Genomic DNA, 25,903 nt, shown 5'->3' with positions numbered 1-25,903 from the left:
CCGTGACGCCCCGACCTACCCCCCAAGCGGCGGGACGTCACGTGGACGGCACCCCAATCCCCCAATGCGGGGTGCCGTCCTTCCTCTTCTTCCCGCGGTCCCTCCCCAGCGTCGGCGGAGCACGGATTGCCCACCGGAGCGCGGATGTCGCGACTTCGGCTGTGCGCGCCTTCGTACTGTCGAGCTCATGTCGCAGCCATTCGTCGTCGCTCCCCGTCCGGGCGCACCGGCTCGACCGGCTGCGGTGCCGTTGTCACACGGCTCTCCCAGCCCCGCCGCGGCGGGCCCCGCCCGCGCCGAGGTGTCGGGTCCCACCGCCCGTCGATCCGCCTCCGGATGGACGCGCCGCGTCCTGCCCGACCACCCGTCGCTCGAACCGCTCCGGCGGCACCTGCTCGATCCCGACGTCACCGACGTCTTCGTGAACGGGCGGCACGGCCTCTTCGTCGACCGCGGTCATGGCGCCGAGGCGGTCTCCGGGTGGCGGGCGGGCGAAGCCGAGGTCAGAGAGCTGGCGGTGTCGCTGATCGCGCTCGGCGGCCGGCACCTCGACGACGCGACCCCGTGCGCCGATGTGCGGTGGGAGGGTGGCATCCGCGTGCACGCCGTTCTCCCGCCGGTAGCCTGCGAGGGCGCGGTCATCTCGATCCGGTTGCCGGCCGACGATCGGCTGAGCCTCGACGATCTCGGACGACGCGGCATGTTCGACTCCGCCACCGCGCGGACGCTGGAGGCCCTCGTGTCCGAGCGGACGAATGTGCTCGTCACCGGCGCGACGGGTGCGGGGAAGACGACGCTCCTCGCGGCGCTGCTGGCATGCGCCGACGCCTCGGAGCGCATCGTCACGATCGAGGACGTCGCCGAGCTCCGTCTCGACCATCCGCATCACGTCCGCCTCGAGGCGAGGCAGCCGAACCTCGAAGGGGCGGGGGCGGTTCCGCTGGCGCGCCTCGTCCGCGAGGCGCTGCGGATGCGTCCCGATCGCCTCGTGGTGGGGGAGTGCCGTGGCGAAGAGGTGCGCGAGCTGCTGAGCGCGCTGAACACCGGTCATCAGGGCGGGGCCGGAACGGTGCACGCGAGCGGCATCGCCGACGTGCCGGCGCGGCTCGAAGCGCTCGGTGCGCTCGCCGGCCTCGACGCCCATGCCGTCGCTCGACAGGTGTTCAGCGCCATCGGGGCGATCGTGCACGTCGGACGCGTGGACGGTGTGCGTCGGGTCACCGGCATGGCCCGGCCCGTGCTTCATGAGGGCCGCCTCGACGTCGAGGAGCTGCGGTGAGGCGGACACGACCGCAGGCGGATGCCGACGCCGCCGGCGCGGTCGTGATCGCTCCCGTCCTGCACCGCCTGGCGGTGATGCTCGAAGCCGGCCTCACCCCCGACCGGGCGTGGCAACACCTGGCCGACTCCGGCGACACCACCGCCCGCGATGTCTGCTCCCGTCGCGAGAGCGGGCTCGAGCTCGCACGCGCCGTCGCGGCGAGCGGCGGCGCGTGGCGCGATGCCGCATCGGCGTGGCAGGTCGCCACGACCGTCGGGGCACCGCTCGCGCGGACCCTTCGCAGCGTCGCCGATGCCCTGCGCGAGGCGGAGCAGACGCGGGACGATGTCCGCGTCGCGCTCGCCGAGCCCGCTGCCACCGCGCGGCTCGTCGCCTGGCTGCCCCTGGTCGCCGTCGCACTCGCGCTGGTTCTCGGCTTCGACCTCGGCGCCACCGTGACGAATCCGGTGGGTGCCGCCTGCCTCGTCGCGGGAGCGCTGTTGATGCTCGCCGCTCGCGTGTGGACCCGTCGGCTCGTCGCCCGCGCCCAACCTTCCGACTCGGTGGCCGGGCTGTCGTCGGAGATGCTCGCGATCGCCCTCTCGGGCGGGGTCTCCATTCCCCGCGCCGAGGAGGTGCTCGCGACTGTCGGGGTCTCGCCCGGGCTCGCCGACCGCGACGTGCTCGCGCTCTCGGCGACCGCCGGTGCCCCCGCCGTCGAACTGCTGCGCGCGACCGCACGCCTCGAGCGTCATCGAGCTCGCGTCTCGGGCCGAATGCGCGCGGCCGAGCTCTCGTCGCGGCTGCTGTTGCCGCTCGGCGTCTGCACGCTGCCCGCTTTCCTGCTCATCGGGGTGGCGCCCATGCTGCTCAGCGTCATGGCCGGCACCCCGGTGAGGCTGTGATCGGCGCCGGCGTGCGCCTCGAGACCGTGCCCAACCGAACACCCACCATCGACGAACGGAGTAATCATGAAACCGCGACACCCTCGACTTCCTCGCCTGACGCGTGTGCGCGCAGCGCGCTTGTTCACCGACGAATCGGGCGCGGCCACGGCGGAGTACGCAGTCGCCACGATGGCCGCGGTGGCCTTCGCCGGCCTTCTGGTCGTCATCATGCGCAGCGACGAAGTGCGCGGCATCCTCACGGACCTGGTGCGTCGGGCCCTCACCGTCGAATGAGCGTGCGCCGGGACGAACGGGGCTCGGCCACGGCCGAGTTCGCGATCGTCGTGCCCGCGGCGCTGCTGGTCGTGCTGCTCGCCGTCGCCGCGTTGGCGGCGGCGGGCACGCAGATCCGCATCGAGCACGCGGCGGCGCAGGCGGCACGGCTGGCCGCCCGCGGTGAGGACGACAGCCGCGCCGGTGCAGCGGTGCACGCCGCGGTGCCGGGCGCCTCGCTCTCGCTCGACGACGACGGCGAGCTCGTCTGCGCCACCGTATCGGCGACCCACGACGTCCCGCTGCCGTTGCCTCCGCTCACGGCCCGCGCCTGCGCGCCCTCGGGAGGCCTGTGATGGCCGGGGGAACGGCGGCCATCGGGATCCTGGCCGTGGCAGCGACTCTGGCTGCGGGCTGCGCTGCGGTCGGCGCGGCGGCGATCCGATCGGCGCAGGTCTCGGCTGCGGCCGACGGCGCCGCTCTCGCCGCCGCCGACGTCGCGATGGGGGCGGCCCCGGGAGCACCCTGCGAGCAGGCGGAACGCGTCACCGCGCACGCGGGGGTCGACCTGGTGGCCTGCGACATCGACGGGGTGGTCGCGACGGTCGAAGCCGCCGCGCCGGTGGGTGTATTCCGCGTGCACGCGCGCGCCCGCGCGGGCCCGCCGCCATGACATGCCGCGGCGAGGATATGGCGCGTCGGCTCCCAGCGTCCTCCACCGTGTGGCGCGTGTATGGTTTGCGTCGGAGAAAGGATGACTCGTGGCAGGCGGCAAGAAACTCGTCATCGTCGAGTCCCCGACCAAGATGAAGTCGATCCAGGGTTACCTGGGCGACGAGTACGAAGTGCTCAGCTCGGTCGGGCACATCCGGGACCTCGCTAAGAAAGAGGACATCCCGGCCGACAAGAAGCAGGCGTACGGCAAGTACTCCATCGACGTCGACAACGGCTTCGATGCGTATTACGTGGTCAGCGATCGCAAGACCAAGACCGTGGCCGAGCTCAAGCGCGCCCTGAAGGGCGCCGACGAGGTCTTGCTCGCGACAGATGAGGACCGAGAGGGCGAAGCCATCGCGTGGCACCTGCTCGAGGTGCTCAAGCCGAAGGTCCCCGTGCGGCGCATGGTCTTCCACGAGATCACCAAGGACGCCATCCGCGCGGCCGCCGACAACACCCGCGAGCTCGACCTCGCGCTCGTCAACGCCCAGGAGACGCGCCGCGTGCTCGACCGTCTGTACGGCTGGGACGTGTCGCCCGTGCTCTGGCGAAAGATCGGCTCCGGCCGCGACGGCCAGGCGCTGAGCGCCGGCCGCGTCCAGTCCGCCGCGACCCGTATGGTCGTCGAGCGCGAGCGCGAGCGCATGGCCTTCGTCTCGGCGTCCTACTGGGACATCGAGGCCCACGCCGCGAAGGAGGGCGACTCGTTCGCCACCCGCCTCGCGCGCCTCGACGGCGCGCCGCTGGCGCGCGGCACCGACTTCGACGACTCCGGCTCGCTCAAGAAGGCCGTCGTCGTCCTGACCGAGGACGACGCGCGCGAGCTCTCCGCAGCGATCGAGAAGGCGGCCACGGCCGCTGTCACCGCCGTCGAGGCCAAGCCCGGAACGCGCAGCCCGAAGCCCCCGTTCACGACCTCGACGATGCAGCAGGAAGCCGGTCGCAAGCTGTCGATGAGCGCGAAGCACGCCATGGGCGTCGCTCAGCGTCTGTACGAGAAGGGCTACATCACCTATATGCGCACCGACTCGACCGCGCTCTCGGCGCAGGCGGTCTCGGCGGCGCGCACGCAGGCGGTGGCGCTCTACGGCGACCGGGCCGTGCCGCCCAGCCCCCGCTCGTACCGCAACAACGCCAAGAACGCGCAGGAGGCCCACGAGGCGATCCGTCCCTCGGGTGAGGAGTTCCGGACGCCCGCATCCGTCTCCTCCGGACTCGACCGCGACGAGCAGCGCCTGTACGACCTCATCTGGAAGCGCACGGTCGCCAGCCAGATGTCGGATGCCAAGTACGAGACGACGACGGTGACCCTCGAGGTCGACGCCGACGGCAAGCGCGCCGCCTTCACGGCATCCGGCACCGTCTACACCTTCAAGGGCTTCCTCGAAGCCTATGAAGAGGGCAATGACGAGAAGCGCGGCGACGCTGACCGGGCGGCCGATCAGTCGCTCCCGGCGGTGGCCGTCGGCGACCGGCTCGCGCTCTCGGACGTCGAGCCGAAGGGCCACGCGACGAGCCCCAAGCCCCGTTACACCGAGGCGAGCCTCGTCAAGGCGCTCGAGGAGCGGGGGATCGGCCGCCCGTCGACCTTCGCGAGCATCATCGACGTCATCATCGAGCGCGGCTACGTCACCAAGCGCGGTCAGGCGCTGGTGCCCAGCTGGCTGTCGTTCAGCGTCGTGCGTCTGCTCGAACAGCACTTCTCCGACCTGGTCGACTACGACTTCACGGCGGCGCTCGAGGACGACCTCGACGCGATCGCCCGCGGTGAGCAGGCACGCGAGGCCTGGCTCAAGGAGTTCTACTTCGGCTCCGACAACCACGTCGGTCTGCGCAACATCGTCGAGAACCTCGGCGACATCGACGCGCGCGAGCTCAACGCCACGCCGATCGGCGACATCGCGACGCTGCGCTTCGGCAAGTACGGCCCCTATCTCGACGTCCCCGTCGGCGAGGGTGAGACGCGCATCGTGAACGTGCCGGACGACCTCGCCCCCGACGAGCTGACGCCCGAGAAGGCGCAGGAGCTCATCGACGCTCCGGTCGCCGGTGACCGCGTGCTGGGCGAGAACCCCGAGAACGGCAAGCTCATCGTCGTCAAGGACGGCCGGTTCGGTCCCTACGTGCAGGAGCTCGAGCCCGAGCCCGATGAGGCGGTCGACGAGACCACCGGCGAGGTCGCTCCGGCCAAGAAGAAGACGACGAAGAAGAAGGAGGCCGCGCCCAAGCCCCGCACGGCTTCTCTCTTCAAGTCGATGGGTGTCGAGACCATCGACCTGGATCAAGCGCTGCAGCTGCTCTCGCTCCCGCGCGTGGTGGGTGTCGACCCCGAGTCGGGCGCCGAGATCACTGCGCAGAACGGCCGTTACGGGCCGTACCTGAAGAAGGGCACGGACTCGCGCACCCTGGCCAGCGAGCAGCAGTTGTTCGACATCACGCTCGACGAGGCCCTCGCGGTCTATGCGCAGCCCAAGTACGGTGCCCGCGCGGCGTCGAGTGCGCTCAAGGAGTTCGAGGCCGATCCCACGAGCGGCAAGCCGATCAAGCTCAAGGACGGTCGCTTCGGTCCCTACGTCACCGACGGCGAGACCAACGCGACGATCCCGCGCGGTGAGAGCGCAGACGAGGTCACCTTCGAGCGTGCCGTTCAGCTGCTCGCCGACAAGCGCGCCAAGGGCCCCGCCCCCAAGCGCAAGACGACGGCGCGCAAGACGACGACGACGCGCAAGCCCGCGGCCAAGAAGAAGTGACGGCCGGCGTTCGGAGCGGGCTCTGGGTGACCCTCGAAGGGGGCGACGGAGCCGGGAAGACGACCCAGGCGGCCGCCCTGGAGGAGTGGCTCCGCGGCGAGGGCCGCGAAGTCGTGCGTACGCGAGAGCCCGGCGGCAGCGAGGTCGGCATGCTCATCCGCGACATCGTGCTGCATCACCGCGGTGACATCGCACCACGTGCCGAGGCGCTGCTCTACGCCGCCGATCGGGCCCACCACGTCGAGACGGTGGTGCGCCCCGCGCTCGCGCGCGGCGCCGTCGTCATCCAGGACCGCTACCTCGACTCCTCGGTCGCCTACCAGGGCGCGGGACGGGTGCTGGATGCCGCAGAGGTGCGGAACCTCTCGCTGTGGGCGACCGGCGACGCATTGCCCGACCTCACGGTCCTGCTCGACCTCGACCCGGCAGCCGCACGGGGCCGGCTCGACGCCGCCGACAAGCCGTTCGATCGGCTCGAGGCCGAGAAGGTCGACTTCCACGAGCGCGTGCGTGCCGCCTTCCTCGGGCTCGCCGCCGCCGAGCCGGACCGCTTTCTCGTGCTCGATGCGACGCGTTCGCCGGACGAGCTCGCCCGCGACATCCGGGACCGGGTGGGGGCGGTCGTGGGCGACGCGGCGGGGAACTGACCGGAGCCGGCCGCACCGACTGGTCTGGGCGGCCGGCTCCACCCGTGACCGTCGCTCGCGCCGCGCGTGGGCGTTCGAGGTCGGAGGCTCCCCGTAGGCTGGGTCCATGGCAGCGACGACCGAACTCGCACCCCCGTGGGGCGAGGTGTGGGGCCAGGACGACGCGGTCGCGGCCCTGCAGGCGGCGGCATCCGACCCGTCGCAGCTCGCGCACGCCTGGCTGATCACCGGCCCCCCGGGGTCGGGGCGTTCCACGCTCGCATACGCCTTCGCGGCGGCCCTCATCGCCGAGCCCGGCGACGAGCAGGCGATGCGGCAGGTGATCGCCGGAACGCACCCCGATCTCACCGCGCTGCGCACAGAGGGGGTCGTCATCTCGATCCGCGATGCGCGCGGCCTCGTCGAACGCTCCTACTTCTCGCCGTCGCTCGGGCGCTATCGGGTGATCGTGGTCGAGGACGCCGATCGCATGGTCGAGCGCACGAGCAACGTGTTGCTGAAGGCGCTCGAAGAGCCGCCCGAGCAGACCGTCTGGGTACTGTGCGCTCCGAGCGACGCCGACCTGCTGCCCACGATCCGCTCGCGCGTGCGCACGTTGCGCCTCCGCGAACCCGACGTGGCCGATGTGGCTCGGTTGATCATCGCCCGCACGGGTGCGGACGAGGCGGTCGCGCTGCAGTCCGCCCGCCTCGCGCAACGACACATCGGCATGGCCCAGCGCCTCGCGACCGACGCCGCATCGCGCGAGCGCCGCGACGCCATGCTGCGCTCGGTGCTCGCCGTGCGCGGTGTCGGCGACGCCGTCGAGACCGCCGGACGCATCGTCGCGGCGGCCACCGAGGACGCGAAGGCGCTCACGGCCGAGCGCGACGAGGCCGAGCGTGAGGCGCTGCTGCGCACGCTCGGCGTCGCTCCTGGCGCCGCGGTGCCACCCGCGGTGCGCGGTCAGCTCGGCGCCCTCGCCGACGACCAGAAGCGCCGCGCGACCCGCAGCCTCCGCGACGGCATCGACCGGGTGCTCACCGACCTCGAGTCGATGTACCGCGACACCCTGATGCTCCAGTTCGGCCGCGAGATCGACCTCATCAACCTCGAGCTCGCCGACGAGTTGGCGTCCCTGGCCTCGGCCTGGACTCCCGACCGCACGCTGGTCGTCGTCGATCGCATCGCAGCCACGCGCACGAGCCTCGAGGGCAACGCGGCGCCGCTGCTCGCCCTCGAGAGCATGCTCATCACCGTCGCCAGCGGAAGGACACCGTGAAAGCTCCCCGTCGTCTCCTCAGCGCCGTCGCGCTCGCCGGCGCGGCCGTGGTCGCGCTGACCGGCTGCATCTACAACGGCATCCCCGACGAGGCGACGCCCGCGCCCAGCCGCACGCCCATCGTCGACGGCGTCTCGGACGACCTCCTGCCGTTCTACGGTCAGGAGCTCGCCTGGGAGAGCTGCTCCGGGGCGGATGCCGGTGCCTACGACTGCACGACGGTGACCGCTCCCCGCGACTGGAACGACCCGGCGAGCGGTGACATCGAGCTGGCCATCGTGCGGCGGGCGGCCGATTCCGGCGATGCGCTGGGCTCGTTGCTGGTGAACCCCGGAGGTCCGGGCGCGAGCGGGTACGACCTCGTCGCCGACAGCGCTCAGTTCGCGGTCGGATCCGTGCTCGCCGACGCCTACGACGTCATCGGCTTCGACCCGCGCGGGGTGGGTCGCTCCAGCGCCGTGACCTGCCTCGACGCTGCCGGCACGGACGCCTACTTCTTCGACATCCCCGCCGCGCCCCGCGGCACGCCGGAATGGGAGGCCGAGCTCACCGCGCGCAACGAGAGCTTCGCCGCCGCGTGCGAGCAGAACAGCGACGGCATCCTGCCGTTCATCACCACCGAGTTCGCTGCGCGCGACATGGATCTGCTGCGCGCTGTGCTCGGCGATGAGAAGCTCAACTATCTCGGCTACTCGTACGGGACGTTTCTCGGCGCGACCTATGCCGAGCTGTACCCCGACAAGGTCGGCCGGCTCGTGCTCGACGGTGCCATCGACCCCAGCGTCCCCTCGATCGAGGTCAGCACGACCCAGGCGATCGGGTTCGAGTCGGCGCTTCGCGCGTTCATGACAGCCTGTCTCGCCGCCGAGGACTGCCCGTTCCGTGGGACGGTCGATGAGGCGATGGCCGATCTGGGCACCCTCCTGGCAAGCGTCGATGCGTCGCCGCTCGATGCGGCCGACGGTCGGCAGCTCGGCGCCGATTCGTTGATGACCGCGGTCATCGCCGCCCTCTACGCCGAGGACAACTGGCCGATCCTGCGCCAGGCGCTCACGCAGACTCTTCAAGGCGATCCCGAGACCGCGTTCCTGCTGGCCGACTTCTACTACGCGCGTACGCCGTCGGGGGAGTACGAGGACAACTCCTCCGAAGCGTTCCGGGCCTACAACTGCATGGACTACCCCGACGATCTGACCCCCGAGGCGGAGGCCGCGTCGCAGGCGCGTATCGCCGCCGAGGCGCCGACGGTCGCGCCTTACTGGGAGGGCGTCGATGCGTGCGCCGTCTGGCCGTACCCGCCCACCGGCACCCGCGGCGAGATCGCGGCCGAGGGCGCCGCGCCCATGGTCGTCGTCGGCACCACGAACGACCCGGCGACCCCCTACGAGTGGTCGGTCGCACTGGCGGATCAGCTCGCCTCGGGCGTGCTGGTCACCCGCGAGGGTGAGGGGCACACCGGGTTTCAGAAGGGCAGCGCGTGCGTCGACGACGCCGTCGAGTCGTACTTCGTCGACGGCACCGTCCCCGAGGACGGCCTCGTCTGCCAGTAGCCCGTCGGTGTCCGGCTCGCTCGTGTATGGCCCCCGGTGTTCCCACCGAGGTGTCGCTTGGTTCGGGAACGCCGCCGCGTGACCCGGCCGACGCGCCACGTCGAACGTGCTCAGGACGGACGTGGCAGCATCCTGGCCATCTCGATCGACGCTCGCGCTCCCGAAGACGACGTGTCGACAGCGTTGAGGACCGCGGCGACCTGCACGTCGAAGTCACCGGGCGCGGACGGCAGGCGCGTGACCCCGGCGACGAGACCCTTCTCGTTCACAGCCCAGGCCCGCGCGTGGGCATGCCACCCGTAGGCGAGTCGCATGACCGTGTTGCTCAGGCACGGGCCGACGTAGGCGGTATCACCTCGATCGGCGACCTTCGCGGCGGCATCCAGGAGGAAGTCGACCTGCCACAGATCGTCGAGGAAAGCCTGCCGCAACGCTTCCGGGTAGGGCTCGAGCGCGGCGGCGCCATCGCGCAGAAAGCCTGCGGCATCGGCGAGCGGCTTCGCCAACGCGACCTTCCGGCGTACGCGACGTCGAGGAATCCGAATGGATGCCCCGGCTGTGCGTGGAGGGTGAACTCACCGTCGCGTGCCCTCGCCACTTGCGCTCGAACGCGCTCCGTATCGCGAATGATGATGTCAACGGGCATGCCCGCGATCGTCGACTACGCGCCGCTGTCCACCCACGGACCCCAGCTTCCCGCAGGGCCGATGGTGACCGGTGCCTCAGCCCAGCGAGACACCGTCGCTGAGAGGGCGGCGCGGTCGATCCTTCGCCCATCGACGTAGACGCCGAGGTCGACGTCCGAGTCGGGGGCATGCGTTCCGCGCGCCCGACTGCCCCCGAGTGTCGCCGCGACCACCCCGGGAGTTGCTGCAAGATCGCGCGCGATCCGAACCAGATCGGTATCCGAGAGCATTCTGCCAGGCTAGCGACCACCCCGAGGTCCCAGCTGGGCCGGGAATGGTGTCGGCATATCCGGCCCAACTGGGACCTCGGGTGGGGGTTACTTCGGCCTGACCGAGGCAACGCCAGGCGGCCAGGCGGCAGGACGTCAGCGGCGGAGGATGCGGCGCGCGAGGGCGTTCCCGAAGAACTGCACGCCCTGCACGATGACGACGATCACCAGCACGGCGGCCCACGTCACCCAGGGGTTGAACTGACGGAACCCGTTCACCAACGCGAACTGCCCCAGCCCGCCCGCCGCGACCGCTCCGGCGATCGCGGTCATGTCGACCAGTGCCACGACGATGAACGTGTAGCCCAGCACCAGCGGACCGAGCGATTCGCGGGGCACGAGCCGGAACAGGATGCGCGACCGACTGGCGCCGGCGGCCCGCGCCGCCTCGATCACGCCGGGCCGCACCGTCAGCAGGTTCTGCTCGACGATGCGTCCGATCGCGAACATCGACGCGATCGAGATCGCGAAGACGCCGAATTCGATCCCGATGCCCCGGATGCCCACCGCGCGGGCGAGCGGTTGGACCGCTGCCAACAGGATGATGAAGGGGATGGGTCGGAAGGTGTTGACGATCACGTTCAGGACCCCGAACACGAAGCGGTTGGGGAAGAGGCTGCCAGAGCGGGTGGCATAGAGGGCCAGGCCGATGAGGAACCCCGCGAGCCCGCCGAACAGCAGGCTCAGCGTGATCATGTAGAGCGTCTCGGCCGTCGCCGGCCACAGCTCGGGAAGCAGGTCGATGAGCCTATCCACGGACGTCCTCCTCGATGAGCGGGGCGTGCTGCGACGCGGCGACGATCGCCGACGCGACGTCCGCCTCGCCGCCGCTGAGAGCCAGGGTCAGATGGCCGAACACCCGGCCGCGGATGTCGTTGATCCCGCCGTGGATGAGCTCGAAGCGCACCCCGTGCGCAGACAGGGCGGCGAAGACACCCGCCTGCGTCGCGTCGCCGTCGCGGATGGTGAAGGTGACGATCCGGCCGGGGTGGCGGCGTCGCAACGCGGCGAGCTTGTCACCTCGGGGCACCTCGTCGATGATGCTCGCGACGAATCGGCGGGTGGCAGCCTGCTGCGGGGCCGAGAGCACGTCGAACACGTCGCCGCTTTCGATGATGCGGCCGTGCTCCATCACGACCACGCGGTCGGCGATCGAGCGGACGACCTCCATCTCGTGCGTGATCACGAGGATCGTGACCCCCAGCTCGGTGTTCACCCGCTTGAGCAGGGCGAGCACCTCCTGCGTCGTGTCGGGGTCGAGCGCGCTCGTGGCCTCGTCGGCGAGCAGGATGCGGGGATTGGTCGCGAGCGCGCGTGCGATGCCGACCCGCTGGCGCTGACCACCCGAGAGCTGCTCGGGGTAGTTGCGGGCCTTGCCCGACAGCCCGACGAACTCGAGCAGCTCCGCCACGCGCTCCTTGACCTCGGCGCGAGCGCGGCCCGCGACCTCGAGCGGGTAGGACACGTTCCCGGCGACGGTGCGGGAGTCGAAGAGGTTGAACTGCTGGAAGATCATGCCGATGTCACCGCGGAGCGCGCGCAGGTCGCGCTCGCCCAGCCCGGTGATGTCGCGGCCGTCGATCTCGACGCTGCCGCTCGTGGGCGTCTCGAGCGCGTTGACGAGTCGGAGGACGGTGCTCTTGCCCGCGCCCGAGTAGCCGACGATGCCGCAGACGGTTCCGGCGGCGATCTCGAGGTCGACGGCATCGACCGCCACGACGGGCTCACCGCCCTTCGCGGACGGGGGGAAGCTCTTGGTCACGCCGGACAGGCGGATGAGGGTCATGCGGGGCTCCTCGAACAGGACATGCGTGTGCGGCCCGTCCGACGGAGCGGGCCGCACACGCATGATGTCACTGGTTGGCGCGGATGTCGTCCTCGACCTGCTCGAGGGCCGAGGCGAGCTCGTCCTGCGTGGTCTTCACGAGCACCGCGGTGCCGCCCGAGGCCTCCTGCAGTCCGTCGGTGACGGCCTGGGTGTCCTGGAAGATCTCCACGAGCTTCAGGTACGTGGGGTTGTCGGCATCCTCGGCCTTCGCGGCGAAGACGTTGATGTACGGCTGCGCGCTCGGGTCGGACGGGTCGTCGGTCGCCAGCGCGTCATCGAAGGTCAGGCCCGCGTCCTCCACGAAGTCGTTGTTGATGATCGCGGCGGCGACATCGGGCAGCGAGGTCGGGGTCAGCGCGGCTTCGAGCGCCTCGACGGTCACCTTCGAGCCCGGCTCGACGTCGGCGACGGTCGAGAACACCGAGCCGCCGTCCTTGAGCTCGATGAGGCCCTCGGCCTGGAGCACGAGGAGGCCGCGTGCCTGGTTGCTCTCGTCATCGGGCACGACGACCGTCGACCCCTCGGGGATGTCGTCGACCGAGTCGTACTGCGTCGAGTACAGGCCGAGCGGGTACGTCGCCGTGGAGCCGATCGCGACGAGGTCGTCGTCGGCGTTCACGTTGTACGTCGCGAGGTAGATGATGTGCTGGAACTGGTTGAGATCGAGCTCACCGGCCGACAGGGCGGGGTTGGGCTGCGTGTATTCGGTGAAGTCGACGATCTCGACCTCGATGCCCTCCTCGGCAGCCGCCTCGGTGTAGGTCTCCCAGTACGGGTCGCCGGCGCCGACGACGCCGATGCGTACGGGGCCGTCCTGCGCGGTATCGCCGGCATCGCCGGAGCCGGCGTTGGACGCGCACGCGCCCAGCAGCAGGGTCAGGGGGAGGGCCAGGGCGGCCGCGGTCAGAAGTCTCTTGGACATGGGGTGGTGCTCCTCGGATCGGGCACCGCGGGGCGGTGGTCCGCCCGTGCGCGGCCCGGGGCCGCGCTCGCCTCGTCGCGGTGCAGGTTCGACGGTAAACGCACGCCCGCGAGCGGGAGTAATCGGTGCGTAACACGGGGACTCTGCGGTAGAGGAGCCGCTGAGGGGGCTCGGTTCGCGGGTGGTCTGCGGAGCATGTAGGATTGCTGATCGTGCATCGCACAGCGACGCGCGCCGCCTTAGCTCAGACGGCAGAGCGATTCACTCGTAATGAATAGGTCAAGGGTTCGATTCCCTTAGGCGGCTCCACGGCGAAAGGCCCGGACTCCGAAGAGTCCGGGCCTTTCGCGTTCCCGCTGGGCGGGATGCCGCGGGGCTACAGCGTGGCGGTGAAAGGGTCGAAGTCGACCGGTACGGCGGGGACCGGGGCGACGGTGCTCGCGACCTTCACGAACTCGCCGGAGGCGGCCGACTCCTGCGCCGAGAGCATGATGTCGAGCACGTGGTAACCGAGCTCGCCGGTGGCGACGTGCGGCCGGTCCTCGGCGATCGCGCGGACCATGTCGAGCAGACCCAGTCCGCGACCGGTGAGCGTTCCCTCCTGCTCGATCTCGATCCACTCCTGCTCGCCCCAGTTGCCGTCCGAGAGCGACGTGCGCGCCTTCACGTAGGCGATGCGGCCCTCGAACTGGTTGGGGTCGGGGATGACGATCGAGCCCTCGGTGCCGTGCACCTCGAAGATGCCGTGACGCTCCAGCGCGGAGTCGAAGCTCAGCAGGCTCGCGGCCTGCTGGCCGGCCTCGAACGCCGTCACCACCTGGATGGTCGTCGGCACCTCGACCGGGAACACCGTGCCGGCGTTCGGTCCGGCCTGGATGGTGCGCTCCTCGAGCTTCTTGCGGCCGACGGCAGCGACGCGGTCGACGGGGCCGAAGAGGCTGACGAGCCCGCTGAAGTAGTACGGACCCATGTCGAGCAGCGGGCCCGCGCCCTGGGCGAACAGGAACGCCGGGCTCGGGTGCCAGAGGTCGGGGCCGACGGTCTGGAACGTCGTCGACGCGAACATCGGCTCGCCGATCACCCCGGACTGGATCGCGCGCTTGGCCGTCTGGAAGCCCGGGCCGAGCAGCGTGTCGGGCGCCGACCCGATGCGCAGTCCCGCGGCCTCGGCCTGGCGGAGCAACTCGGCCGTGCTCTCGCGGTCGAGCCCGAGGGGCTTCTCGGTCCACACGTGCTTGCCGGCGGCGACGGCGCGCGAAGAGACCTCGACATGGACGGCGGGGATGGTCAGGTTGACCACCACGTCGACGTCGGGGTGAGCGAGGACGTCGTCGGTGGTGCCCCACTCGGCGACACCGTGCTTCTCGGCCTGAGCCTTCGCGCGCTCGACATCGAGGTCGCCGAGGATGACGACACGCACGTCCGGGAACGAGTTCAGGTTCTCGAGGTAGGTGTCGCTGATGACACCGACGCCGACGAAACCGACACCGACGGGGCCGGTCATGCGCCGACGCCGTTCTCGCGGAGGAAGGCAAGGCTGGCGGCGACGTCGGCGAAGACATCGCCGGGCGCCTTGTCGTACTCGACGACGGCGTACTTCAGGGCGGTGGCCGCCCGCAGCGACTCGACGAGCGGCACGTCGCCGGTGCCGGCGTGACGCTGGTCGAAGCTCTCGGAGCCGAGCTTCTCGGCTCCCGGGGCCCAGGGGTTCGTGGCCGGGACGACGCCGTCCTTGACGTGCACCGCGATCAGCCGGTCGCCCAGGCTCTTCACCAGCGCGGGGACGTCCTGGCCGCCGGTGAGAGCCCAGAACAGGTCGAGCTCGAGGGTGACGCGCTCATCGAGCAGCGAGACGAAGCGCTCGTAGGCGCTCTGGCCGTCGAACGATGCCACGAACTCCTGCGCGTGGTTGTGGTAGCCGACGCTGAGCCCGAAGCCTGCGGCGGTCTTGGCGGCGGCGTTGAGGCGCTCGGCGATGTCGGCGACGCCGTCCTCGGTGAGCCAGCGGTCGGGAGAGACGAACGGGTCGATGACCGTGGTGATGCCGATGGTCGCGGCCGCTTCGTAGACGACCTCGGGGGCCGGGGTGGGGATCGAGCCGTCGGGCGTCCACAGCTCGTCGGTCAGCAGAGGAGCGTGACCGGTCGGCGCGGTGAGGCCGGCGGCGTCGAGCGCCGCGCGGATCTCGGCGGGACGCGAGACGAAGTCGAACGCCTCGACGTGGGCGAATCCGATCTCGGCGAGCTTCGCCAGCGAGCCGGACATGTCGGCGGAGAACTCCTTCGCAAGCGAATAGAGCTGGACGGATGCCTGGACCTGAGTCACAGTCGACCTTCTTTCGTACGTCATCGTGCGGGGTGCCGGGGGCGGCACGACGACACGCTAACACGTAATACATCCGGGTGGAGGTTTTTGTTACAGTCGGCGAGTGAGCAACGAAGATCGCGCAGCCATGGGCCGCCCCGGCGCATACGCCAAGGGTGTCGCGCGCCGCCGCGAGATCCTCGACCGGGCGATCGAGGTGTTCCAGGAACGCGGTCTGCAGGGCACCTCGCTGCGTCGGATCGCCGAGGCCATCGGCGTCTCGCACGCCGCGCTGCTGCACTACTTCGCATCGCGCGAGCAGCTCCTCGTGGCCGTCTACGAGCACGCCGAGACCCAGCGCGGCGTGCGCCACCCGGTGCCGCCCGAGACGGCCGTGGGGGTCATGACGCGGGCCGCGGTCGACAACGTCGAGGTACCGGGGCTCGTCGAGCTGTACTCGATCCTCGTCGCGGGGGCTCTCGAGGCGGGGAGCGACTACGGCAAGCGGTTCTTCACCGCACGCTTCGACAGGATCCGGCGCGAGCTCACCGACCGCATCCTCGCTGAGCAGCGCGCGGGCACGGTGCGCGACGACGTGGCCGCGGAGCAGCTGGCGGCGCTGCTCGTCGCGGCGTCCGACGGTCTGCAGATCCAATGGCTGCTCGAGCCCTCGATCGAGCTCGAGCGCACCCTCGCCTCGTGGACCGTGCTCCTTCGTCCGCAGTGATCTCGACCGCTGTGAACCGGCTCGCGGTGAACCATACTGAAGTCATGGCGCACGAGACCCGACCCGATCGTCGGCGGTGCCCGTGACGTCCACCCTCGATGCGATCCTCGAGGTCTTCAGCTGGGCGGGCTTCGCCGGCGCCGCGGCGTTCGGTCTGGCCCTGATCGCGCTGTGGGCGGGCGACGGCACATGGCTGCCGACCGAGGGGCTCGTCGATCACGAGGCCGACGGCACCTGGGTGCGATGGTTCGACGGTGAGGGCGAGGCGAACAGCGCCCGGGTCGACGAGCACACCGCGCGTGAGCTGGCGGGCGTCGACCGTGCCGAGATCTGGTACCGGCACGGGTGGCGGGGACGGATGCGGCTGACGCGCCGTCCCGCGACGTATCGGCTGCTGGTGTGGCTCTCGCTCGGATCCCTCGGACTCGCGGTGGTGTCGTTGGTGCTCTCGTGGGTGCTCATCTTCGCCCGCGGGTGAAGGGCTGCGCGCGCGCCGACGGGTGGCGCGCATCCAAATAGCTAGATAAGCTACCTAAGTGAAGAGCGAACGAATTGTGCCGCGTTGGCTGCGCATCGGCATCCCCGCCCTCCTGGTGCTGATCTGGGTCGTCGGCGGATCGATCGGCGGACCGTACTTCGGCAAGGTCGACGAGGTCGCCACCAACGACCAGTCCTCCTTCCTGCCGGCCAGTGCCGATGCGACGCAGGTGAGCGAGCGCCTCACCGACTTCGTGGGCGCCGAGGAGATCCCGGCCGTCGTCGTCGCGGCCTCCGACGCTCCGCTCGACGACGCTCAGCTCAGCGCGCTCACCGACCTCGGTGCCGCGGTCGCCGACCTCGACGGCGTCGGGGAGGTGTCGCCGCCGATCCCGTCCGAAGACGGACTGGCGGTGCAGATCTTCGTGCCCATCGACGCCTCGGGGGAAGTCGGCGAGATCGTCGAGGAGATCCGGTCGCTCGTGCAGGACGACGCGCCCGCGGGCGTCGACGCCTGGGTCACCGGCCCCGCCGGATTCACCGCCGACCTCGTCGCCGGCTTCCTCGGCATCGACGGACTGCTCCTGATCGTCGCGCTCGCCGCCGTCTTCGTCATCCTGGTCGTCGTCTACCGATCGCCGCTGCTGCCGATCCTCGTGCTGCTGACCTCCGTCTTCGCGCTGTGCGTGGCGCTGCTCACGGTCTGGTGGCTGGCCAAGGCCGACATCGTCGTGCTGAACGGACAGGTCCAGGGCATCCTGTTCATCCTGGTGATCGGCGCAGCGACCGATTATGCGCTGCTCTACACCGCCCGCTACCGAGAGGCCGTCGGGTCGGGCCTGTCACGTTGGGACGCCACACTGCGGGCGTGGAAGGGCGCGGTTGAGCCCATCGTCGCCTCAGGCGGCACCGTCATCGCGGGCCTGTTGTGCCTGCTGCTGAGCGACCTCGCCAGCAACAAGGCGCTCGGCCCCATCGCCTCGATCGGCATCGCGTTCTCGATGCTGTCGGCTCTGACCTTCCTGCCTGCGCTGCTCGCGCTCTTCGGACGTGCGGCCTTCTGGCCCTTCGTCCCGCGCACCGGAGCTGTGGACCTGCCCGACGACCCCACCGCACCGGTGCGAGGGCTGTGGCCACGCCAGGCTCGGTTCGTGGCGCGACGAGCGCGTACGGTCTGGATCGTCAGCACCGTGGTGCTGCTGGCGGGAGCCGCGGGTGTGCTCCAGCTCAACGCCGACGGCGTGCCCGCCAGCGACCTCGTGCTCGGCGCTTCGGAGGCCCGCGACGGTCAAGTCGCCCTCGCCGAGCACTTCCCGGCCGGTTCCGGAAGCCCGGCCTCGATCATCGTCCCCGAGGACAGGCTCGCCGATGCCCTCGAGGTGCTCGACGACAGCCCCGGCGTCTCGTCGGTGGCAGCCGTCGCCGCCGAATCACCCACCGGACAGATCTCGGTGACGCTTCAGGACGGCGAGCCCGCGTTCAGCGCGGCCGGCCCGCCGGGAACCCCCGCAGGCGTGCCCACCGTCTCCGAGGGCGACGTCCTCCTGTCGGCGACACTGACGGACCCCGCCGACTCCCTCGCCGCCGAGGACACCGTCCGCGACCTCCGCGAGACCTTCGCCGACACCGTGCCCGGTGCTCTCGTCGGAGGGTCGACCGCGACCGACGTCGACACGAACGACACGTCGATCCGCGACCGCACCGTGATCATTCCCGTCATCCTCGTGGTGATCCTCGTCATCCTCATGCTGCTGCTGCGCTCGGTGCTCGCACCGGTACTGCTCATCCTCAGCACGATCCTCTCGTTCGGCACGGCGCTCGGGGTGAGCGCCCTGGTGTTCAACCACGTGTTCGAGTTCCCGGGCGCCGACCCGGCGGTGCCGCTGTACGGCTTCGTGTTCCTGGTGGCGTTGGGGGTCGACTACAACATCTTCCTCATGTCGCGAGTGCGCGAAGAGACGCTGCAGCACGGCACGCGCCGCGGCATCGCCCGCGGGCTGGTCGCGACGGGGGGAGTGATCACCTCCGCCGGGCTCGTCCTGGCGGCGACCTTCGCGGCACTGGGCGTCATCCCCATCCTCTTCCTCGCCCAGATCGCCTTCATCGTCGCGTTCGGTGTGCTGCTCGACACGTTCGTGGTTCGGTCGCTCCTGGTGCCGGCCCTCGCGCACGACATCGGTGCGACCATCTGGTGGCCGTCGAAGCTGTGGCGCCGAGAGCGCGCGGAGGCACGGCTGCGGTCCGCCGACCCGGAGGCCGCGCTGCCGTCGCGGCGTGACCTGCGGGATTGACCGGGCGTACCCTCGACGCATGACCCGTGCACTGTTCATCGTCGATGTCCAGAACGATTTCACCGAGGGCGGCGCGCTCGCCGTCACCGGAGGCGACGCGGTCGCCGCGGCAATCACGCGGCACTTGCAGAGCCACCGCGGTGACTACGAGATCATCGTCGCCTCGCGCGACTGGCACCATGCCGACCACGACAACGGTGGGCATTTCGCCGACGGCGAGCCGGACTTCGTCGACACCTGGCCGGTGCACTGCGTCGCCGACACCGCGGGCGCCGAATACGATCCCGAGCTCGACACCGCCGCTGTCACCCACCACGTGAAGAAGGGGCAGGGGATCCCCGCCTACTCGCTCTTCGAGGGGACGACCGATGAGGGCGAGTCCGTCGCGGACCTGCTGAGCGCCCACGGCGTCGTCGACGTCGACGTCGTCGGTCTCGCCACCGATCACTGCGTGCGTGCATCGGCGCTGGACGCCCTCGCGCACGGCCGAAGGGTCCGCATCCTCACCGACCTCGTCGCGGGTGTCGCCGCGTCATCGAGCGAGCAGGCCCTCGCCGAGCTGGCCCATGCCGGGGCCGAGGTGACGACGACCGCGCAGGTCTAGCCGGCCTCAGCCATCGCCGGGAGCGGGCTTGCCGGATGAGCGCCCGCCACCGTTGCCGCTGTTGGAGCCGGGGCCCGAGCCGCTGTTGGAGCCGGGCCCGTTGCCGCTGTTGGAGCCGGGCCCGTTGCCGCTGTTGGAGCCGGGTCCGTTGCCGCTGTTCGAGCCGTTGCCGCTTCCGTTGTCGGTCCCGTTCCCGTTGTTCGAGCCCGGGCTGTTCCCGACGCCGTTTTCGGGAGGGGGACCGCCGTCGACCGCCCCGCCGGTGCCGGTCTGGTCGACCGCAGGCGCCACGGTGCTCCCGGTCGCCGGAACGTCGCCGTCCGCCGAGTCGTCGGCCGGCTGCTCGAGATCGGCGGAGGTGTCGGTCACGACCGTCTCGGTGGCCGGGGTGACGTTCGGGGTCTGCACGGCGGGGCTCTCTGCAGGCTCCGTCGTCGGCGTCGCGTCCGGCTGCCACAGCAGCACGGATGCGGCGACGAGACCCGCGATACCGGCCGCCGAGACCGCGCCGGTGGCCAGCGCGAGTCTGCGTCGTCCGCGCCGTCGCCGCCGGTCGGTCTGCACGCGCTCCGGCACGGATGCCGCTGTCGCGGTCACCGTGGACGCGACGACGGTCGGCGTGGTGTCGGCCGGCGCGGCGCTGACGGCCGCCGACGCCGAGACGGGCGCCGTCGCCGACACGGACGGAGCCGGGGCGGCGACGAGGTCCGTGACGGGCCAGGCCGCCGTGGCGACCCCCGCCAGAGCGGCGCGGCGCTGCTGCTCGACGAGGGCTGCGCCCGGGCCCTCACCGACCACGTCGCCGTTCCCCGCCGTGATCCGTGCCATGACCTCGTGCGCCGTGGGACGATCAGCCGGTTCCCGCGCCGTCATGGCGCACATGAGATCCCGCCAGCGGTGGTCGAGCTCCGCGGGCATCTCGGGGTCTCGCGAGAGCCGCGCCAGCAGCTGACCCCGATTCCCCTCGGCACCGGCGAAAGCGCGGGTTCCGCTCGCAGCTTCGAGCAGTACGAGGCCGAGCGCGTAGATGTCGGATGGGGGAGCCGGGTCGGCTCCGTGGAGGAGCTCGGGAGCGATGTACGCGGCAGTGCCCACGAGCAGGCTCGGCGATGTCATGCGTTCGCCGTCGAGCAGATGCGCGATGCCGAAGTCGGCGAGCTTGGCGCGAAGCGGCACCCCGGGCGCGGTCGAGCGAGCCAGGAGGATGTTGGAGGGCTTGACGTCGCGGTGCACGATGCCGGCGTCGTGGACGACGTGCAGTGCGTCGGCGAGCTGCGAGCCCAGGGCCGACAGCTCGCGGATCTCCAGCGGCCCGTCGGCGATGCGCGCGGCCAGGGTCGTTCCGACGACGTGTTCCATGACGAGGAATCGGGGTTCGTGCCCGAGGTGCGCGTCGAACAGGGTCACCAGACCCGGATGGTTGAGCGACGCGAGCAGCCGGGTCTCGACGGCGGCACGGTCCGCCGTCGCTCCATCGGGGATGTCGGAGCGGAGGACCTTCACCGCGACGCGCCGGCCGAGTGCCTCGTCGTCCGCGAGGTAGACGCGTGCCATGCCGCCCGACCCGATCGCCTCGACGACCCGGTACCGTCCTGCCAGCGTGTGGCCGGCGCTGAGGGAGCCATCGCTCAAGACACCGTCGTTCATCCCGCGTCCTCGTGCTCTGCCGTCGCCACCGGCTGTCACCTTAGCCCGTCCGACGCCGTTGCGGCGGGTACTGGCGGTGACGCGCTCGGCGCGCTATGTCGGCGGCGGGAGCATCGACGACGTCCGGCGCCGTCGAGGGCTCAGGCGCTGCCGCGAAGCGCCACGACGGGTTCGATGCGCGCAGCGCGTCGAGCCGGGATGCCGCCGGCGCCGAGGCCGATCACGGCACCCAGGACGATGCCGGCGAGGGCGACGAGGGGATCGAGGACGGGTGCCCACTGCTGCACGGCCGAGACGCCGATGACCGCGAAGACGCCCAGAGCCGATCCGATCAGGCCGCCGAGGAGGCCGATGATGATCGACTCGACGACGAACTGGCCGGCGATCTGGCGCCCCGTCGACCCCAACGCCCGTCGCAGCCCGATCTCACCGGTTCGCTCGAGCACCGACAGCGTCGTGACGTTCGCGATGCCGAGACCGCCGGCGAGGAGCACGATGACCCCGAGGATGACGAAGACGATGTTCACGTCACCCTGCACGTCGCGCGCCAGATCGGATCGGCCCTGCGGTGCGCTCACCTCGAGGGTGTCGACGGCGTCGGGCGCGAGCGCGAGCGGCGCCTGCTCGCGCAGCTGCGGCCCTGTGCCCACGACGATGCGTGCGATGGCGTCACCGGGTGAGGCGAGCTGGAAGTCGGATCTCGCCGTGCCGGTGGGGATGAGCACGGCGTCGACGACCTCGGCGCGCCGATCGAGGTCGTCGAAGATGCCGACCACCGCGTACGCCACGCCGCCGATGAAGACCGACGGCTGCGTGTCGACGCGGTTGATCGACAGACGTTCTGCGGCCCGAGAGCCGAGCATGGCGACGCGATCGCCGCGGGCGTCATGACCGTCGTCGAACGAGCGGCCGGTGACCATCCGTCCTCCGAGCGTGTCGATGATCTCACCGGACGCGGCGAACAGGGCGGGTGGTGCGGCCGCGGCGATGGAGGGGTCGTTGACGGGCACCGCGGTGATGGTGTTCTCGCGAAGTGTCACGGGAGCGAGCACGGCGGCGGACTCGACGCCGGCGAGGTTCTCGAGGCGGCGCGGCGCGTCCCAGGGGAGGGCCGCCGTCGCGACACTCTGGCCTCCGCGCGCCTGCGCTTCGGCTGGACCGATGCTCACGTGGGTGGCGGCGGCGGCGTCGAACTGCCGGGCGATCTGCCCGGCGGCCGTCTGGGCGAAACCGATGGTCGCCACGAGCGCGCCGATGCCGAGCACGGTCCCCATCACGGTCATGACGAGGCGTCCCGGGCGTGACCCGATGTCGACGGTCGCCTCGAGGACCAGGTCGCCCAGCCCGAAGCGGTCCGCCCGTGGGACGCGGTTCGCTTCGGCCACGGCGGTGGTCTCGGTCGTCTCGCCGCCGCGGCGACGACGCAGGCGCGGGAGGCGCCGGCGCGGGGCAGGCCCGGCCATCAGGCGAGCTCGCTCATCCGACCGTCCGCGATGCGGATGCGGCGCGCCGCGCGATCGGCGACGTGCTGGTCGTGGGTGATGACGACGAAGGTGAGACCGCCCGCGTTGAGCTCTTCGAACAGCGCCATGATGTCGGCGGTCGTCGCCTGGTCGAGGTTGCCGGTCGGCTCATCCGCCAGGATCACCCGCGGCTGCGTCACGACGGCCCGGGCGACGGCGACACGCTGGCGCTCACCCCCCGAGAGGAGTCCGGGCAGGAAGTCGACGCGATGACCGAGGCCGACGCGTTCGAGCGCGGCCTGGGCGCGGTCGCCGCGCTCGCCGCGCGGTGTGCCGCTGTACAGCATCGGGAGCATGACGTTCTCGAGAACCGTGCGGCGCGGCATGAGATGGAACGCCTGGAAGACGAACCCCAGCCGTCGCGCTCGCACGGCCGCGCGCTCGTCCTCGCTGTAGCCGCCGGTGAGCTCGCCCGCCAGACGGTACTCGCCCACGGTCGGGCGGTCGAGGAGACCGAGGATGTTGAGCATCGTCGACTTGCCCGAGCCGCTGGGCCCGACGATCGAGACGTAGTCGCCGTCCGCGACGGTGAGGTTGATCCCCTTCAGCGCCTGCACCTCGGGGGGCCCCGGGAACGAACGGGTCACGTCGCGCAGCTCGATCACCGGCGGAACGTCATCCGAACGGATGACGTCGGGCGCGGTGCCCGTGCCGGTCAGGCCCTCGGTCACCGTCGTCATCGCCCGACCACGACGAGGTCGTCCGCTGCGAGCTCGCCCTCGGTCGGTCGCACCTCGACGGCGCCACCCGCCGACAAGCCGGTCTCCACGACCACCAGCCGGGTGCGGGCGTCCGGGTCCCGCGGGTCGCCTTCGACGACCTCCACGCGCGTCTCACCGCCGGGACCGGCAGTCAGCGCCGCGGCGGGCACGCTCAGCACGTCGCCCGCGGTGGCGCCGACGGCGATCACGACGCGCACATTGGTTCCCTGCAGCTGCACGATCTGATCGGCCGACAGCTCCGCCGGCTGCAGCGTCACCTGCCAGCGGCTCTCGCCGTCGGCGCCCGGGGCGACCTCGGTGACGGTGGCCGTGTGCTCCGCACCGTCGGGGAGGGCGAACGTCGCGGTCGCACCGACCTGGAGCAGCTTCGCGTCGGCCTCGGCGGCCGAGCCGGTGAGGGCCACGGTCGCGCCCGAGACCGTCATCGCCGCCCCCGACAGGATGCCGCCGCGCTCGGCGGCGACCGCGTCGACGCGGCGCGGGAGCTCGGTGAGGTACAGGACTTCGCCGGCGGGCAGTGCGGGGAGCGCCTGCTGTCGTGCTCGCGCCAGGTCGTCCTGCGCCTGCGAGAGCTGCGACTGCGCCGACTCGACGGCGGCACGCTCCGCGCTGGTGTCGGGCGCCGCATTCAACTGCTCCCGCGCCAGCTCGGCGGTAGCGACCTGGTTCTGGGCCGCGACGATCTCGTCCCACGGCGCTCCGTTGTCGCGGGCGCCCTGCAGCACGGCTCGGGCGTTCGCGATGTCGAGATCGGCGCGCGCGATCGCGTTGCCGTCGCGACCGGCCGAGGCGAGGGCGGTGCGAGCGCTCGACAGAGCCTGCTCCGCCCCGCGGACGCCCTCCTGCGCGGCGCGGACCGAGCTCTCGCCGTCCTCCTCCGACTCGGGGCCGGTGTAGCCGACCGCGGCATAGAGGGCCGTGACGGCGTTCGACGCCTGCTCGTCGAAGACGTCGTTGCCGGGGTCGCCGGCGTCGATCCCGACGTCGCGCATCGCCTCCTTGAACTGCGCGACATCAGGCCCCGAGACGCCGAACCGAAGGGTGCGGTAGGCGGGCAGTTCGCCGGGGAGGGTGATCACCGGGCGGCCGGCGACCTCCAGGGCGACCGACAAGGGCCCGAGCTCGGCACCGATCTCGGGCACCTGCCCGGTGACCACGGCGGGTCCGGAGATCGTGGAGGTGTCGATCATGACCTCCACGGGGTCGGCGAAGCCGACGTCGCTGCGGATGGTGACGTCGTTGCTGAGCGCTCCGAACTCGACCGGCACCGTCACCAGGCCGGGCGCGGGGGCGTCGTCGGAGGCGGCCGAGGCGGGCGCCATCACGAATCGTCCGAGCAGCAGGCCGCCCACGAGCGCGACCACGGCGACGGCGGCCGTGATCCACAGCGCCCGGTTGCGCGAGACCACCGAGCGCCAGACGCCGAGGCGGCCCGGAGCGGGCTCCACCGCGCTGCCGTCGACGGCCGCTTCCTCCTCCGGTGCGACGTCGACCTCGGGAGCCGGGTCGCCGATGAGCTCATCGAAGGTGTCGTCGGACCCTGGGGAGTCGGAGCCCGACGACCGGCCGCCCGTCACGAACGAGCCTGCTCAGCCGCCGCCTTCATCGCGTCGAGCTCGGTCTTGTGGTCGGCGATGAACTGCTCCTCGGCCTCGAACTGCGCATCCTGGTACTTCGCGCGGTAGTCGGTCTCCTCGCGGCAGTCGAGGTCGGCGAGAGCGAGCTCGACCTCGCGCTCGTGGATCTCGTCCATCGCTGCTTCGTCGGGGCCGGTCTCGGAGGTGTTCTCGCTCCACAGGGCGTTCAGCTCGTCGTAGATCGAGTTCTGCGCGTCGGCCTGCGAGGCGAAGCCGGGGTAGCCGGCGCCGTCCATGCACGAGGCCCACTCGCGGTCGAGCTCCGCGATGGCCGGGAGCGTGGCGGAGTTCTCGTAGAAGGCGTTGATGGCATCCATCACGTCGGCGAACTCGTCGGACTGCAGCGGGTCGTCGCCGCTGATCTCGTGGCTCGCCCAGCCGCTGCAGCCGGCCGTCTCCCAGTTGTACTCGTACGAGCCGTCCTCCGACATCTCGTCCTCGCTCGGAGTGGGGCCGTAGAGGGCCTCGTAATAGGCGGTCTGCTCCGACTCCGACAGGCTCATGACGTATTCCGAGTTGGGGTCGGTGGTGGTCTGCTCCGGATCGGGTTGCTCGTCGGCGCCCGGGTACTCGACGGCGCCGTAGCCCCACTGCGATACGAACTCGCGATCGTCGGGCTTCCACTCCTCGCCGGAGCTGAAGACCGCGCCCGACGTGGGGACGGGGATGTACTCGAATCCCTCGTCCTGCATGCACTGCGCCATGAGCTCTTCGCGCTGCTTGTCGTCGGCCTCGAACTTCGCCTGCTGCTCCTCTTCGCTGAGGTCGCCGCCGTAGAAGGCCGAGAAGTATTCGCCCAGCGGTGAGATCTCGTCGTCGGGCGTGGCGGGGTCGCCGCCCGTGCAGCCGGCGAGAATGAAGACCAGACCGACGACGGCCGGTGCCGCCCATCGAAGCGTGTTCCGGTGCACGTGCAACCC

At 71.1% G+C, this 25,903-nt stretch carries 25 protein-coding genes and 1 tRNA gene; 14 read left to right on the top strand and 12 right to left on the bottom strand.

The features are described 5' to 3' along the window. Window positions 1–187 precede the first annotated feature (187 nt). The 9 genes from HW566_RS03980 to HW566_RS03940 all read left to right on the top strand — a co-directional run bounded on the left by HW566_RS03980 (window position 188) and on the right by HW566_RS03940 (window position 9,346). Window positions 188–1,279 carry a TadA family conjugal transfer-associated ATPase gene (locus tag HW566_RS03980; protein WP_178010614.1) on the top strand — a complete coding sequence of 364 codons (1,092 nt, stop codon included), beginning with the start codon at window positions 188–190 and terminating at the stop codon, window positions 1,277–1,279. After that, on the top strand, window positions 1,276–2,166 hold the full coding sequence (locus HW566_RS03975) for a type II secretion system F family protein (RefSeq protein ID WP_178010613.1): 891 nt from the start codon (window positions 1,276–1,278) through the stop codon (window positions 2,164–2,166). The genes HW566_RS03980 and HW566_RS03975 overlap by 4 nt, the downstream gene beginning before the upstream one ends. A 66-nt stretch (window positions 2,167–2,232) precedes the next feature. Continuing rightward, window positions 2,233–2,442: a DUF4244 domain-containing protein gene (locus HW566_RS03970; protein ID WP_178010611.1), complete on the top strand. Its 210-nt coding sequence runs from the start codon at window positions 2,233–2,235 to the stop codon at window positions 2,440–2,442. Then, window positions 2,439–2,777 (top strand): TadE family type IV pilus minor pilin, encoded by a 339-nt coding sequence (locus HW566_RS03965; RefSeq protein ID WP_178010609.1) that lies wholly within the window; start codon window positions 2,439–2,441, stop codon window positions 2,775–2,777. The genes HW566_RS03970 and HW566_RS03965 overlap by 4 nt, the downstream gene beginning before the upstream one ends. Before the next feature lie 35 nt (window positions 2,778–2,812). Then, entirely contained in the window at window positions 2,813–3,094 is a 282-nt protein-coding gene (locus HW566_RS03960) for a helicase (RefSeq protein WP_256728857.1), read from the top strand. An 88-nt stretch (window positions 3,095–3,182) separates the two neighbouring features. Then, window positions 3,183–5,888, top strand: coding sequence for a type I DNA topoisomerase (gene topA / locus HW566_RS03955; protein WP_178010605.1), 2,706 nt, complete (start codon window positions 3,183–3,185; stop codon window positions 5,886–5,888). Beyond that, window positions 5,885–6,535, top strand: coding sequence for a dTMP kinase (gene tmk / locus HW566_RS03950; protein WP_178010604.1), 651 nt, complete (start codon window positions 5,885–5,887; stop codon window positions 6,533–6,535). Before topA ends, tmk begins: the two co-directional genes overlap by 4 nt. A gap of 106 nt (window positions 6,536–6,641) precedes the next feature. Then, window positions 6,642–7,796 (top strand): DNA polymerase III subunit delta', encoded by a 1,155-nt coding sequence (locus HW566_RS03945; RefSeq protein ID WP_178010602.1) that lies wholly within the window; start codon window positions 6,642–6,644, stop codon window positions 7,794–7,796. After that, on the top strand, window positions 7,793–9,346 hold the full coding sequence (locus tag HW566_RS03940) for an alpha/beta hydrolase (RefSeq protein ID WP_178010600.1): 1,554 nt from the start codon (window positions 7,793–7,795) through the stop codon (window positions 9,344–9,346). Before HW566_RS03945 ends, HW566_RS03940 begins: the two co-directional genes overlap by 4 nt. Window positions 9,347–9,456: 110 nt before the next feature. On the opposite strand, the gene HW566_RS03935 is transcribed toward HW566_RS03940, so the two are convergent. The 5 genes from HW566_RS03935 to HW566_RS03915 form a co-directional block, all read right to left on the bottom strand. Beyond that, window positions 9,457–9,852 (bottom strand): hypothetical protein, encoded by a 396-nt coding sequence (locus HW566_RS03935; protein ID WP_178010598.1) that lies wholly within the window; start codon window positions 9,850–9,852, stop codon window positions 9,457–9,459. Window positions 9,853–10,007: 155 nt separating this feature from the next. Continuing rightward, window positions 10,008–10,262 carry a nucleotidyltransferase domain-containing protein gene (locus HW566_RS16210; RefSeq protein ID WP_178010597.1) on the bottom strand — a complete coding sequence of 85 codons (255 nt, stop codon included), beginning with the start codon at window positions 10,260–10,262 and terminating at the stop codon, window positions 10,008–10,010. Window positions 10,263–10,397: 135 nt separating this feature from the next. Next, the gene (locus HW566_RS03925; protein WP_178010595.1) at window positions 10,398–11,057 is read right to left on the bottom strand and encodes a methionine ABC transporter permease; all 660 of its coding nucleotides are present in this window, start codon (window positions 11,055–11,057) and stop codon (window positions 10,398–10,400) included. Further along, on the bottom strand, window positions 11,050–12,087 hold the full coding sequence (locus tag HW566_RS03920) for a methionine ABC transporter ATP-binding protein (protein ID WP_178010593.1): 1,038 nt from the start codon (window positions 12,085–12,087) through the stop codon (window positions 11,050–11,052). The genes HW566_RS03925 and HW566_RS03920 overlap by 8 nt, the downstream gene beginning before the upstream one ends. 67 nt (window positions 12,088–12,154) lie before the next feature. Next, window positions 12,155–13,051 carry a MetQ/NlpA family ABC transporter substrate-binding protein gene (locus HW566_RS03915; protein ID WP_178010592.1) on the bottom strand — a complete coding sequence of 299 codons (897 nt, stop codon included), beginning with the start codon at window positions 13,049–13,051 and terminating at the stop codon, window positions 12,155–12,157. Between the two features lie 233 nt (window positions 13,052–13,284). On the opposite strand from HW566_RS03915, the gene HW566_RS03910 reads away from it, so the two are divergent. Further along, window positions 13,285–13,360: transfer RNA gene (locus HW566_RS03910), tRNA-Thr, on the top strand. Between the two features lie 67 nt (window positions 13,361–13,427). Here the strand turns inward: HW566_RS03910 and HW566_RS03905 are convergent. After that, window positions 13,428–14,555, bottom strand: coding sequence for a Gfo/Idh/MocA family protein (locus HW566_RS03905; RefSeq protein WP_178010590.1), 1,128 nt, complete (start codon window positions 14,553–14,555; stop codon window positions 13,428–13,430). Next, complete coding sequence (locus HW566_RS03900) at window positions 14,552–15,316, bottom strand: sugar phosphate isomerase/epimerase family protein (RefSeq protein ID WP_178014643.1); 765 nt, start codon at window positions 15,314–15,316, stop codon at window positions 14,552–14,554. The genes HW566_RS03905 and HW566_RS03900 overlap by 4 nt, the downstream gene beginning before the upstream one ends. Window positions 15,317–15,503: 187 nt before the next feature. Here HW566_RS03900 and HW566_RS03895 point away from each other — a divergent pair, with 187 nt between their 5' ends. The 4 genes from HW566_RS03895 (at window position 15,504) to HW566_RS03880 (ending at window position 19,454) form a co-directional block, all read left to right on the top strand. Next, window positions 15,504–16,082, top strand: a complete 579-nt coding sequence (locus HW566_RS03895; protein WP_178014641.1) for a TetR/AcrR family transcriptional regulator — start codon at window positions 15,504–15,506, stop codon at window positions 16,080–16,082. Between the two features lie 82 nt (window positions 16,083–16,164). Then, on the top strand, window positions 16,165–16,560 hold the full coding sequence (locus HW566_RS03890; protein WP_178010588.1) for a hypothetical protein: 396 nt from the start codon (window positions 16,165–16,167) through the stop codon (window positions 16,558–16,560). Window positions 16,561–16,618: 58 nt separating this feature from the next. After that, a complete protein-coding gene (locus tag HW566_RS03885; RefSeq protein WP_256728855.1) occupies window positions 16,619–18,850 on the top strand; it encodes an MMPL family transporter in 2,232 nt (743 codons plus the stop codon). A 19-nt stretch (window positions 18,851–18,869) separates the two neighbouring features. Beyond that, a complete protein-coding gene (locus HW566_RS03880; RefSeq protein ID WP_178010587.1) occupies window positions 18,870–19,454 on the top strand; it encodes an isochorismatase family protein in 585 nt (194 codons plus the stop codon). A 6-nt stretch (window positions 19,455–19,460) separates the two neighbouring features. Here HW566_RS03880 and HW566_RS03875 read toward each other — a convergent pair whose 3' ends face one another. The 5 genes from HW566_RS03875 to HW566_RS03855 form a co-directional block, all read right to left on the bottom strand. Continuing rightward, on the bottom strand, window positions 19,461–21,086 hold the full coding sequence (locus HW566_RS03875; protein ID WP_178010585.1) for a serine/threonine-protein kinase: 1,626 nt from the start codon (window positions 21,084–21,086) through the stop codon (window positions 19,461–19,463). Window positions 21,087–21,241: 155 nt separating this feature from the next. Continuing rightward, window positions 21,242–22,564: an ABC transporter permease gene (locus HW566_RS03870; protein WP_178010583.1), complete on the bottom strand. Its 1,323-nt coding sequence runs from the start codon at window positions 22,562–22,564 to the stop codon at window positions 21,242–21,244. Next, window positions 22,564–23,304: an ABC transporter ATP-binding protein gene (locus HW566_RS03865; RefSeq protein WP_178010581.1), complete on the bottom strand. Its 741-nt coding sequence runs from the start codon at window positions 23,302–23,304 to the stop codon at window positions 22,564–22,566. Before HW566_RS03865 ends, HW566_RS03870 begins: the two co-directional genes overlap by 1 nt. After that, the gene (locus HW566_RS03860; RefSeq protein ID WP_256728854.1) at window positions 23,301–24,923 is read right to left on the bottom strand and encodes a hypothetical protein; all 1,623 of its coding nucleotides are present in this window, start codon (window positions 24,921–24,923) and stop codon (window positions 23,301–23,303) included. Before HW566_RS03860 ends, HW566_RS03865 begins: the two co-directional genes overlap by 4 nt. Then, a complete protein-coding gene (locus HW566_RS03855; protein WP_178010579.1) occupies window positions 24,920–25,894 on the bottom strand; it encodes a hypothetical protein in 975 nt (324 codons plus the stop codon). Before HW566_RS03855 ends, HW566_RS03860 begins: the two co-directional genes overlap by 4 nt. Window positions 25,895–25,903 lie beyond the last annotated feature (9 nt).

The sequence above is a fragment of the Microbacterium oleivorans genome, from assembly GCF_013389665.1.
Taxonomy (GTDB): domain Bacteria; phylum Actinomycetota; class Actinomycetes; order Actinomycetales; family Microbacteriaceae; genus Microbacterium; species Microbacterium oleivorans_C.
This window is presented reverse-complemented; position numbering and strand designations above follow the sequence as displayed.